General features: G+C 64.0%; 10 protein-coding genes. 7 read left to right on the top strand and 3 right to left on the bottom strand.

The features are described from left to right. Positions 1–297: 297 nt before the first annotated feature. The 3 genes from gap to DVDV_RS12120 all read right to left on the bottom strand — a co-directional run bounded on the left by gap (position 298) and on the right by DVDV_RS12120 (position 3,132). Positions 298–1,314, bottom strand: coding sequence for a type I glyceraldehyde-3-phosphate dehydrogenase (gap, locus tag DVDV_RS12130; protein WP_075354921.1), 1,017 nt, complete (start codon positions 1,312–1,314; stop codon positions 298–300). Between the two features lie 10 nt (positions 1,315–1,324). Continuing rightward, a complete protein-coding gene (locus tag DVDV_RS12125; protein WP_075354920.1) occupies positions 1,325–1,885 on the bottom strand; it encodes a GAF domain-containing protein in 561 nt (186 codons plus the stop codon). A 179-nt stretch (positions 1,886–2,064) separates the two neighbouring features. Continuing rightward, a complete protein-coding gene (locus tag DVDV_RS12120) occupies positions 2,065–3,132 on the bottom strand; it encodes a GGDEF domain-containing protein (protein WP_075354919.1) in 1,068 nt (355 codons plus the stop codon). Positions 3,133–3,373: 241 nt separating this feature from the next. Between DVDV_RS12120 and dksA the strand changes: the two genes are divergently transcribed. The 7 genes from dksA to DVDV_RS12085 all read left to right on the top strand — a co-directional run bounded on the left by dksA (position 3,374) and on the right by DVDV_RS12085 (position 11,041). Continuing rightward, a complete protein-coding gene (gene dksA, locus DVDV_RS12115; protein WP_075354918.1) occupies positions 3,374–3,736 on the top strand; it encodes an RNA polymerase-binding protein DksA in 363 nt (120 codons plus the stop codon). Positions 3,737–3,911: 175 nt separating this feature from the next. Next, on the top strand, positions 3,912–5,444 hold the full coding sequence (locus DVDV_RS12110; protein WP_075354917.1) for an NFACT RNA binding domain-containing protein: 1,533 nt from the start codon (positions 3,912–3,914) through the stop codon (positions 5,442–5,444). A 94-nt stretch (positions 5,445–5,538) separates the two neighbouring features. After that, complete coding sequence (locus tag DVDV_RS12105; RefSeq protein ID WP_075354916.1) at positions 5,539–6,513, top strand: PhoH family protein; 975 nt, start codon at positions 5,539–5,541, stop codon at positions 6,511–6,513. Further along, positions 6,488–8,794, top strand: a complete 2,307-nt coding sequence (locus tag DVDV_RS12100) for an HD family phosphohydrolase (RefSeq protein WP_075354915.1) — start codon at positions 6,488–6,490, stop codon at positions 8,792–8,794. The genes DVDV_RS12105 and DVDV_RS12100 overlap by 26 nt, the downstream gene beginning before the upstream one ends. Then, positions 8,791–9,219, top strand: a complete 429-nt coding sequence (ybeY, locus tag DVDV_RS12095; RefSeq protein ID WP_075354914.1) for an rRNA maturation RNase YbeY — start codon at positions 8,791–8,793, stop codon at positions 9,217–9,219. Before DVDV_RS12100 ends, ybeY begins: the two co-directional genes overlap by 4 nt. A gap of 101 nt (positions 9,220–9,320) precedes the next feature. Continuing rightward, entirely contained in the window at positions 9,321–9,752 is a 432-nt protein-coding gene (umuD, locus tag DVDV_RS12090) for a translesion error-prone DNA polymerase V autoproteolytic subunit (protein WP_075354913.1), read from the top strand. Between the two features lie 8 nt (positions 9,753–9,760). Continuing rightward, a complete protein-coding gene (locus DVDV_RS12085; RefSeq protein WP_075354912.1) occupies positions 9,761–11,041 on the top strand; it encodes a Y-family DNA polymerase in 1,281 nt (426 codons plus the stop codon). Positions 11,042–11,179 lie beyond the last annotated feature (138 nt).

Below are 11,179 nucleotides of genomic sequence, written 5' to 3'. Positions count from 1 at the left end.
GTACCCCCCCGGACCCCTGCAACGGAAGAAGGTTCTCGGGGCTGGCGCTGGCCGACACTCCAGTCGGGTGAAGAACATGACAGCCGAAGCCAACGCCTGGCGGAAACCACTGTTACTCCAGCGGGCAAGCGGCAGTGTCCTCCGGGCCCCCCCATTGGCACGAGTCGCGAGGAATCTCTAAATCGGTATTTCTTGAGTGTCAAACAATTTGAACTTCAAAATTGTCTTCCGGGAAACAAAAAGGCGGGAGGGCCGAAGCCCTCCCGCCCGTGAAGACGAGGCTGAAAATCCGGAAGTTTACAGGCCCTTTTCGGCCATGAAGGCCACCAGATCGGCCACCCGGCAGGAATAGCCCCATTCGTTGTCGTACCAGGCCAGGATCTTGGCCATGTCGCCGCCCTGGACAAAGGTGTACTCGGCGTCAACGATGGAGGACCGGGGATCGGCCTTGAAATCCGAGGACACCAGCGGCAGCTCGGAAACACCCATGATGCCGGCCAGGGGGCCGTCGGCAGCGGCCTTCAGGGCGGCGCGCAGGTCTTCGGTGGTGGTGGATTTTTCCAGCTGGACCACGAAATCGACCAGGGAGACGGTAGGCGTTGGCACGCGCACCGAAAGCCCGGAGAATTTGCCCTTGAGTTCCGGGATGACCAGGGCCACGGCCTGGGCCGCGCCGGTGGAGGTGGGGATCATGTTGCAGGCAGCGGCCCGGGCCCGGCGCAGATCCTTGTGCGGCAGATCGAGGATGCGCTGGTCGTTGGTGTAGGAGTGGATCGTGGTCATCACACCTTTGACGATGCCGAACTGCTCATGGACCACCTTGGCCACCGGGGCCAGACAGTTGGTGGTGCAGGAGGCATTGGAGAGGATGTGGTGGGCGGCGGGATCGTAGCGGTCCTCGTTGACGCCAAGCACGATGGTGAGATCCTCTTCCTTGGCCGGGGAGGTGATGATGACCTTCTTGGCGCCGGCGTCGATGTGGGCCTGGCATTTGGGACCGGTGCGGAAGATGCCGGTGGCTTCGATGACGACGTCGATGCCAAGTTCGTTCCAGGGCAGGCCCTTGGGGTCGCGCTCGGCGTAGTTGCGGATGCGCCAATCGCCGACGATCATAACGTCGCCTTCGACCGAGGCGGCCACGGGCAATTTGCCGTAGTTGGTGTCATAGGACAGCAAATGGGTGTTGGTGGCCACGTCGAAGAGGTCGTTTATGGCCACGACGTCCATGGCTTCGGCGTGGCGTTCGAGAATGGCTTTCAGGACTTGCCGACCGATGCGGCCGAATCCGTTGATGGCGATGCGTAGTTTTTGCATGGGCCTGCTCCTACTCGTGCATGGTGTATTCGTAGGCGGTCAAGAGTTCGTAATCGGTCCGAAGGGCCTGATGCAGCCGGGCGTTTTCGATGGCCATGGCGCTTAAGTTGGCGATGGCCGTGGCGAAATGGATTTCGCTGGGTTCGAACTCGCGAATGTTGTCGCAATAAAGGCGCATGACGCCGATGGCCCGGCCTTCGACGGTCAGCGGCAGGGCCATGACCGAGGCAATGCCTTCCTCGCGCGCGGCATCAGGGTACTGGAAGCGCGGATCGTTGCCGGCGTCCTTGATCTGGACGACCTTGCCGGTCAGGGTTTCCTGGTCGATCTTGCTTTTGGCCACTTCCACGGTGCCCTTGCGCAGATAACCCTTGCTCAAGCCATAGGACGTGCCGGACAGCAGGGTTTTGCCCTGGCGGTCCAGGAGCCGGATGGAGCAGGCCTTGGCTGAAAGCGCCCTGGTCGCCTGTTCGGCGATGGCGTGAAGCACGGTGGCCGGCTCAAGGCTCGAATTGATGCACATGGCCACATCATAGAGGCTGCGATAGTAGGCGCATTCCTGTTCGCTCATGATTCCCTCCTGCAAGGGTCTGTTGCACCCGGGCGACGGACGATCCGCCTCGCCGGGAAGAAACCATACCGGCCTCTTGCGAAGACCGGATGGCAATTGGGTGGCAGCATACGTCTTTCGGATAAAAAGAAAAGATATTCGTACGACCGGCAAACGAGCGGCGCAGGCGGCATTTCTGGTCAGGGGCCGGGTGCTTCGAACTGGGCTACATTATTGCGGCCGGAATGTTTCACCTGGTACATGGCTGCGTCGGCAGCGCCGAGAAACGCTTCGGCATCCATGCCGGGCGTCAGTTCGGCCACGCCGATGGAAACGGTGAACCGGATGGGCGCCTCGGCCAGCCGGCCGTCGATGCGTGGGAAAAAATCATAATGCTGCACGGCCAGCCGGATGGCGTCGGCGTGGAACTGGGCCTCGTTGCCGTCGATGTCGCACACGAGCACCAGTTCGTCGCCGCCAAAGCGGGCGGCAAACCAGCCGTGCCGGCCTGCATGGGCGTCGATGATCTTGGCCAGGGTGCGCAGGACGTCGTCGCCGACCACATGGCCGAAGACGTCGTTGATGGCCGTCTTGAAGTTGTCCACGTCGATCATCATGGCCGCAAGCGGCGCGCCTGTGCCCTGGGCCTTGGCAATGGCCATGCGCAAATGCTCTTCCAGGGAGCGGCGGTTGTGCAGGGGGGCTAAAAGCGGATCCACCTGGATGACTTTTTCAAGTTGCTGGGCCTTGCGCTCCCAGGCTTGCGCCTCTTCCCGGTAATGGGTGAGCATGGTGGTGACGAGCTGGCGCAGCCGCGGGATCATCACCGCCGGGTCCTCGCCGCCGGCCAGGGTGTCCATGGTTTCACGGCCGAAACGGCCCACGAGCTTGGAGCGTTCCTGCTCCGAGGACAGGGTCTCTTCCAGGAAATCGGTGATGGACCGGGCCAGGGATTCGGACGCGGCCTGCTCCGAAGCCAGCTTCTCCCGCATGGCGACCATGGGCAGATGATCGGTCAAAAACAGCTCCATCCCGCGCAGCATCAACTGCAGGTGGTCGCTGGAAGGATCGCGCCGGGCCAGCTCGGAAAAAATGTATTCCTGCAGGCTCTTTTTGCGGGAATCATCAAAAATAGTGAATTGTCGCAACAGATTGCGGACAAACAGCAAAACGGCCAGCCAGGAAGCATCGTTGCCGCAGCCGATTTTTTGCAATTCTCCGCAAAGGGTGCGGATTTCGCATGGCGCCTCCTGACACCCCAGACCCATGGCTGTCTCCTTTGCCTTGAATGCATCCACCTGCCCGGCCGCCAACGCCGGTCGCCATTATCTGCAAACTGTAACCCGCCGGCCGGCCCTGGGCAAGGGCCGGGGCGCGTCCATTTTATCAACCCATGGACCCGTGACATTTTCGCGCGCCGAGCAATACCCCTTTACCTCTGCAATGCTTTTGATTATTGGAATCGATTTTCAAGCCGGAGCTGTTTAGCCGGCGGCCGAGGAGGACTTCATGGATCCCAAGGACGTCGATTTTTTCCGCGAACTTTTAAATGGCATGCTTCAGGATATTCTCAAAAAGGGCGAGGAAACCATTGAGGATATGACCGACACCGTCGAGGTGTACGCCGACCCGGCCGACCGGGCCACGGCCGAATCCGACCGCGCCTTCACCCTGCGTCTGCGCGATCGGGAACGGCGGTTGATCAAAAAAATCAAGGAAGCCATCGACCGCATCGATGACGGCACCTACGGCGAGTGCGTCGAATGCGGCGAGGACATCAGCGTCGCCCGACTCAAGGCCCGCCCGGTCACCACGCTTTGCATCAAATGCAAAAGCCGCCAGGAAGCCGACGAGGACCTTCGGGGAGACTAGCCGGTCCGCCGTCTGACGCGGTCGCAGCAACAGCGCCGGCTCAAGCGGAGGCACGGCGATGCGGCCTCTGCGTCAGGCCGGCCCGTTGCGCCCCCGGCCCGTCGCCCCGGGATCTGTCCGGCCCTCCCCGGTCCGGCAGCACGGGGCGTTGTCCGCCGGAGGGAGGCAAGAGCCCATGGAGGCTGTTTTTTTTCGATTTCTGGTCCGCGAACTGACGGACGCCCTGCCGGGAGCCAGGGTGGAGAAGGTGTTTTTGCCGGTGCCCAACGTGGCCACCCTGACCTTTTATCTGCCGGCCGGCCGCGTCATCCCTGGCTGCGAGGCCAAAAAAACCGTCCACCTCCACGTCCGCTACGGCACGGGCCGATATTTCCTCTTCCTGTCCGGCCAGAAAACCGCCCAGCCCGAACGCGCCCCGGCAGCGGCCATGCGCCTACGCAAATATCTTCGCGGCCGGCGGGTGCAACAGGTTTCGGCCGACTGGCCCCGCCGCCGGCTGATCCTGGCCTTCACCGGCGAAGGCCCGGCCCTGGCCCTCGATCCCCGCTCCTTCCCGGCCCTCATCGACGCGGCCACACCGTCCCAACCCACTCCGGCCCAGCCGGCTTGGCCGCCCCTTGAGGCGGTTATAAGCGACCCCGACATCTGGCAGACCCATCCCCAGCTTTCTCCGAATCTGCGCCGCCGGCTGGCCGCCCTGTCGGCAGCCGCGCGGCCGGCCGTCTATGCCCGGCTGGCCGAGGGCGCAGGCGACGGCTTTTTTTTGGAGCAAAAAAACGGCGAACCCCAGGCCCTGTGGCCCGTGGACTGGCCCGGTACGCTCCCGGCAGGCCACACGGTCCAGGCCTTTGCCACCGCCCTGGAAGCCGCCGCCGCCTTCGGCCTGCCCCTGGCTTTTGGCGAGGTCTCGGGCCGCCGGGACGCGCCCGAGGCCGCCGCCGGAGCCGCCGGCCGGCGGCGGCAGGCCCGGGCCCTGGACCGCCTGGCGGCCGACGAGGCCAGGATGCGGGCATTTATCGCCCGCAAGGCCGAAGCCGACGCCATTGCCGCCAATCTCCATGCTTTGGACAAAGCCTCTAAAATTCCAGAACTTTCTCTGCCAACCCCGGAAGGCGGCCGGCAGATCCTGCGGCTCGACCCAGCCCTGACCATCCTTGGCAACATGCAAAAACTCTATCATTTGGCGGCCAAAGGCGAACGAGGCCTGGCCGCCATCGCTGCCCGGCGCCGGGACTTGCAAGGCGCAAAAAAAGACTTACAAGGTCGGGAACACGGCCCGCAACGCATCGCCGCCAGTCCAGGCCCCTCAGGCAGCCTCAAGGGTGTGGCCGCCCATGCCTACCGCACCTCCGACGGCTTTTTGGCCCTTCGGGGCAAAAACGCCAAGGCCAACGACCAGCTCCTGCGACTTGCCAGCCCCTTCGACCTGTGGTTCCACGCGGCCGACGGCCCGGGAGCGCATGTGATCCTTCGCCGCGACCATCCCGGCCGCGAGGTGCCGCGCCAAAGCCTGCTGGAGGCTGCGGGCCTGGCCGCGCTGGCCAGTTGCGCCGCCGGTTCCGGCACGGCCGATGTGTGGGTGGCCCGGGTGGGCGATGTGCGGCGCGTCAAGGGTGCGGCCCCGGGCCAGGTGACGGTGTCGCGGATTTTGGAAACGGTGCGGGCGGCTGTGGACCCGGCCCTGGAAAAATTGCGGGAAACGACGTGAACGCACGGTTTTACTTGTTCTTGCCGGTACGTTGTATTATTTGCGTGACCGGAGTGCGCGCAGGTTTCGGACCGCAAACGGACGTTGTAACGTTATGATGGAAACGCTGTGCCTGGAACGCCGGCTCGAATTTGACGATTCGGAGTTGGCCAGGGACCTTTTTGGGCCCCACAATGAAAATATCGCGCTGATTGCCGGCAAATCCGGGGCGCGTCTCGACACCCGCGGCAACGCCGTTGTCGTGCGGGCCGATTCCGAAGAGACGCTTACCCACGTGGCCAACGTGCTGGTGCAGCTCTATGGCCTGTTGCGCCAGGGCAAGCCGGTCTACCCGGCCGATGTGGAGCAGGCGCTAAGCGTCCTGGCCCGGGAACCCGAGGCCAGCCTGCAACGCGTCTACCGCGAAGAATCCCTCATTGTTTCCGCAAAAAAAACCATTGCCCCGCGCACGGCCATCCAGCGCGACTACATTGCCTCCATCCGCCGCCAGGACCTCGTCTTCGGCATCGGCCCGGCCGGCACCGGCAAGACCTATCTGGCCGTGGCCATGGGTGTGAGTTTTCTCCTGGAGCGCCGGGTCAAGCGGCTCATCCTCACCCGGCCGGCCGTGGAAGCCGGGGAAAAACTCGGTTTCCTGCCCGGCGACATGGTGGAAAAAATCAATCCCTACCTGCGCCCCCTCTACGACGCCTTAAATGACATGCTCGATTTCCGCAAAGTGCGCGAAATGCTGGATACCGGAGTCATCGAAGTGGCTCCCCTGGCCTTTATGCGGGGCAGAACCTTAAACGATGCCCTCATCATTTTGGATGAGGCCCAAAACACCACCCCCGAACAGATGAAGATGTTTCTCACCCGCCTGGGACTGGCCTCCAAGGCCGTGGTCACGGGCGATGTGACCCAGGTCGACCTGCCGGCCCATACGGCCTCTGGTCTGGTCGAGGCCCGGCGGGTGTTGCACAATGTACGCGGCATCGATTTCATCACCTTCAGCGATGCCGACGTTGTCCGTCATCCCCTGGTGGGAAGGATTATTCAGGCCTATGAGCGAGATAGTCGACAGGGTTAGGCGGGCCATCAAGGCCCCCTCCCCGGTCCAGTCGGCAAACGGGTTCACGGTTCCCGACTGGGCGCCGGGTTTTCTGTTTTTCCTGGCCGTCACCTTCACCCTGTGTTTCGTGGCCAGGCTGGGCCTCGACACCTCGGTGCGCCTTTTTACAGCCGGCGAGATTGCCACCCAGGACGTGGCCGCCGACCAGACCCTGCAGATCGAGGACATGGAGGCCACGGCCCGTCGCCGCGAACAGGTGACCGAGGCCCAGCCCCCGGTCTTTGACGTCAGCCCCCTGCCCTACGAGGCCCTGGCCAAGGGCGTCGAGGACATCATTGCCTCGGTGCGCGCGGCGGCCCCGGGCGAAGACCTGGAAAAGCTGCGCTGGCAGATCGCCGAGAATCTCAATACCGAGATCGGCGGCGACATCATCGAGGTCTGGCGGCAGGACGAGTTCCGAAATCTCCTGCAAAAAGACGTGCTGCCCTGGCTCAGGCAGAACTACGAACCAGGCGTTGTGAGCAACGCCTCGGTCTTTATGCCGTACAAAAGCGGCATCCTTTTGCGCGACCTGCCCTCGAAGATGGAGACGCTTCGCGTCGACACCCACGACATCAAGGACACCAAGCAGATAAAAGACGACCTGGAGCATCTGCTCAAGGTGTCGCTCAATAAGCCCTTCCGGTTGCGCAAGGCCGTCTACACCCTGGTCTATCCGCTCATCGCCCCCAGCATGACGCTTAACCAGGACACCACCCAGGCCCGCAAGGCCGAGATCGCCCGGGCCGTGGAACCGCTGTATTACATCATCAAAAAGGGTGAGATCATCGTGCGCCAGGGCGAGCGGGTGGGACCGATCCAGCAGCTCAAGCTCCAGGCCCTGTATTCCCACCGCAAAGGCCCCTACAACCTGCTTCGGGCCACCGGCCTTTTTGGCATGTGCCTCATGTTCCTGGCCGTCCTTTACGTCTCCCTGGAGCGGGCCGGCATCAAACGGGTGCGCAGCACGGACTGGGTATTTCTCGGGGTGGTGCTGCTCATCTTCGGCATGCTGGCCAAGATGGCCGACGTGGTCACCCTGCCCGGCGGCGGCGGCCTCCCGGAGGCGACGCGCTCGATCTACTTTGCCTTCAGCCTGCCCATGGCCGGGGCGGCCGGCATCCTGGCGCTGTTTTTCTCCAAGCGCCTGTGCATCTTCATAAGCCTCATCCTGTCGTTTCTGGCCGCCAACATGGTCTACGGCGGCATTGGCGTCTTTTGCTACTACTTCGTCGGCTCGATGATTTATATCTATCTCATCAAGCGTTCGGAAACCCGCTCCCAACTGTTTAAATCCGTTCTGCCGCTGCTGGCCGCGCTTTGCGTCATGTGGGTCTCGGTCAACCTGATGGACCTAAACGACCCGTCGGTGGTCGGCACGGGCCTGGCCTTCGTCGCCCTGTCCGCCTTCCTGTCGCTTCTGGCCGTGGTCGGCATTGCCCCGATCATGGAACTTGTTTTCGGCTACACCTCGCGCTTCCGGCTGATGGAGCTTTTAAACCTGGAGCAGCCGCTGCTTCAGGAACTCATGGTCAAAGCGCCGGGGACCTACCACCATTCGCTCATTGTCTCCAACATGGTGGAGGCCGGAGCCAGAAACATCGGGGCCAACCCGCTTTTGGCCAAGGTCGCGGCCCTGTACCACGACATCGGCAAGCTTAAAAACCCGCACTACTTCATTGAAAACATCTCCTGCAAGGAGAACCGCCACAACAAGCTGGCCCCGTCCATGAGCGCCCTGATCCTCATTTCCCACGTCAAAAAAGGCATCGAACTGGCCCGCGAGCACCGCCTGGGCGAGGCGCTCACCGACCTCATCGGCCAGCACCACGGCACCACGCTCATTGCCTATTTCTACCACAAGGCCAAGGAACTGGCCGAGGCCAAGGGCGACGATCCCATCCGCGAGGCCGACTACCGCTACCCCGGCCCCAAGCCCCAGTCCAAGGAAGCGGGACTGATCCTGTTGGCCGACGCCATCGAGGCCTCCAGCCGCACCCTGGTTGATCCGACGCCAAGCCGGATCAAGGGCCATATCCAAAACATCGTGCGCAAGATCTACACCGAGGGCGAGCTGGACGAGTCCCAGTTGACGCTTAAGGACCTGACGCTTCTAACCGATACCTTCCACCGCATCTTAACCGGCATCTTCCACCAGCGCATCGAATACCCGAGCGCCAAGACCACCGAGAAAAACGGCAAGCACCGCGAAGAGCCGGCCTGCGCCGTGGATGCCAAGGCTGCGGAACACGCCGCATGATAGGCCTTGCCCGGGGCGTTTTCGCTCCCGACCTGCCGGCCTCCCGGCCCGAGCTGGCGGCCCTTTGCGAGGCCATCCAGGAGGCCCTGGACCTCACGGGCCGGGAGTTCGATTTGCAGGTGGCCGGCGACGGGGCCATCGAGGCCCTCAACCGGGAATTTCTGGGGCTGCCCGGCCCCACCAACATCCTGAGTTTTCCGGCCGAGGACCCGGATCGGCCGGACTATCTGGGTGAAATGGCGCTGAGCCTCGACGCCGTTTCCCGCGAGGCCTTTCTCTACGGCCAGCCGCCGGGCCTGCACATGGCCCGGCTTCTCGCCCACGGTTTTCTCCATCTGGCCGGCCTGGACCACGGCCCGCTCATGGAGTCGCTGACCGAAACGGCTGCCGAGGCCGCCGCCGACCGCCTGGGTCTGGCCGGCTGACCGAGACCGGCCCCCTTTGGGGGGCGCGCTTTGGCGCGGTCGGCCACTCTGACCAAACCGCCGGCCTGGACAGGGGGCCGGGAGTCTTTTAGGGTGGCCGGATGGGACACCCTTCACTGGAAATCTTTGCTTTCGAGCAACGCACCGAGCTAAAACTGCCGCTCTATCTGGCCCCGATTTCAGCCGGATTCCCCTCGCCGGCCGAAGACTATATCGACAAAAAGCTCGACCTCAACGAACATCTGGTGCGCCATCCGGCCGCCACCTTTTTCGTGCGCGTCACCGGCGATTCCATGCGCGACGCCAACGTGGCCCCGGGCGACATCCTGGTGGTGGACCGGGCCGTTGCGGCCAAGGACGGCCACATCGTCATCGCCGCCCTGGACGGCGAACTGACGGTCAAGCGCCTGCGCTGCCAGGACGGCCGGCTCTCCCTGGTGCCGGAAAATCCCGACTACGCCGCCGTGGAAGTCTCCCCCGAAGCCTCCTTCGAGGTCTGGGGCGTGGTCACCTACATCATCCACAAAGCCTGAGGCCTGCCGTGGCCGCGACCGCCTTTGCCCTGGTTGACTGCAACAACTTCTACGCCTCCTGCGAGCGGGTGTTCGCCCCGCATCTGGCCGGCCGGCCGGTGGTGGTGCTGTCCAACAACGACGGCTGCATCATTGCCCGCTCGGCCGAAGCCAAGGCCCTTGGCGTCCCCATGGGCCAGCCGGCCTTTCAGTGCCGGGAGCTCTTCGCCCGCCACGGCATCGCGGTCTTTTCCTCCAACTACGCCCTCTACGGCGACATGTCGGCCCGGGTCATGGCCACCCTGTCCCGGTTCACCCCGGCCATGGAGGTCTATTCCATCGACGAGGCCTTCCTCGACCTGACCGGCCTGCCCGGCGGAGCGGCCAAGCAGGCCCGGCGCATCCGGGAGACGGTGGTACGCTGGACCGGCATCCCGGTCTCCGTCGGCATCGGCCCGACCAAAACCCTGGCCAAGCTGGCCAACCGGGCGGCCAAGAAACACCCGGACTGCGGCGGAGTCCTGGATTTTTCGGCCCATCCCGATCCGGACGCGCTCCTGGCAAGCGTGCCGGTGGAAGACGTCTGGGGCATCGGCCGACGCCACGGTGCCATGCTGGCCGGGCGTGGCGTCCTGTCGGCCCGGGCCTTTCGCGACCTGCCCCGGGAGTTTGTGCGAAAACGCATGACCGTCCAGGGCGTGCATACCCAGCTTGAGCTGCGCGGCTTTTCCTGCATCGATCTGGACAAGGCCCCGCCGGCTCCGAAAACGCTCATGTCCTCCCGCTCGTTTGGCCGGGCAGTGACGACGAAGGACGAGCTGGCCGAGGCCCTGGCCGAGTATGTGTCGCGGGTGGCGGCCAAACTGCGGCACCGCGGCCTGCTGGCTTCCGGGATGCAAGTGTACGTGCAGACCTATGCCGACGCCTCGGGCCGGCCGCCCTACGCCGGTAGCGCCTTTGCCGCGCCGCCCGCCCCGACCGACCACACCGCCACGCTGATCAGTCTGGCCACACAGGCCCTTGGCGGCCTCTTCCGCCCGGGCTGGCGCTACAAAAAAGCCGGGGTGATTCTTCTTGGCCTGGAGTCCCGGGCCGGCCGCCAACTCTCGCTCCTGGACGCCCCGGCTCCCGAAGCCGCCCGCAACGAGCGCCTCATGGCCGCCCTGGACGCCGTCAATGCCAAATGGGGCCAAGACACCCTGGCCCCGGCCGCCTGCGGCATCACCAGACCCTGGGCCATGCGCCAGGAGAAACGTTCCCCGCGCTACACCACGGACTGGGATGAATTGCCCGTGGCCAGGGCCGGCTGATACACATTGGACACGGGCCGGTCACCCGGTCCCTGTACAATCGGTACCATTCTTTATAACGGAGGGGCGGCCGGGATAGCTCCGCCGGCCGGGACGGGTTTGTCTTGGACGGGCGGCGGGCGGCACGCCCTGGCCGAC

Source organism: Desulfovibrio sp. DV (assembly GCF_001936595.1).
Lineage (GTDB): Bacteria > Desulfobacterota > Desulfovibrionia > Desulfovibrionales > Desulfovibrionaceae > Solidesulfovibrio.
Note: the sequence above shows the minus strand (reverse complement) of the source record. Positions and strands in the feature narration are given on the sequence as shown.

Excerpts from the sequence above, each read along its gene's own strand:
- gap (WP_075354921.1), bottom strand. The coding sequence starts at position 1,314 with ATGCAAAAACTACGCATCGCCATCAACGGATTCGGCCGCATCGGTCGG.
- DVDV_RS12125 (WP_075354920.1), bottom strand. The coding sequence starts at position 1,885 with ATGAGCGAACAGGAATGCGCCTACTATCGCAGCCTCTATGATGTGGCC.
- DVDV_RS12120 (WP_075354919.1), bottom strand. The coding sequence starts at position 3,132 with ATGGGTCTGGGGTGTCAGGAGGCGCCATGCGAAATCCGCACCCTTTGC.
- dksA (WP_075354918.1), top strand. The coding sequence starts at position 3,374 with ATGGATCCCAAGGACGTCGATTTTTTCCGCGAACTTTTAAATGGCATG.
- DVDV_RS12110 (WP_075354917.1), top strand. The coding sequence starts at position 3,912 with ATGGAGGCTGTTTTTTTTCGATTTCTGGTCCGCGAACTGACGGACGCC.
- DVDV_RS12105 (WP_075354916.1), top strand. The coding sequence starts at position 5,539 with ATGATGGAAACGCTGTGCCTGGAACGCCGGCTCGAATTTGACGATTCG.
- DVDV_RS12100 (WP_075354915.1), top strand. The coding sequence starts at position 6,488 with ATGAGCGAGATAGTCGACAGGGTTAGGCGGGCCATCAAGGCCCCCTCC.
- ybeY (WP_075354914.1), top strand. The coding sequence starts at position 8,791 with ATGATAGGCCTTGCCCGGGGCGTTTTCGCTCCCGACCTGCCGGCCTCC.
- umuD (WP_075354913.1), top strand. The coding sequence starts at position 9,321 with ATGGGACACCCTTCACTGGAAATCTTTGCTTTCGAGCAACGCACCGAG.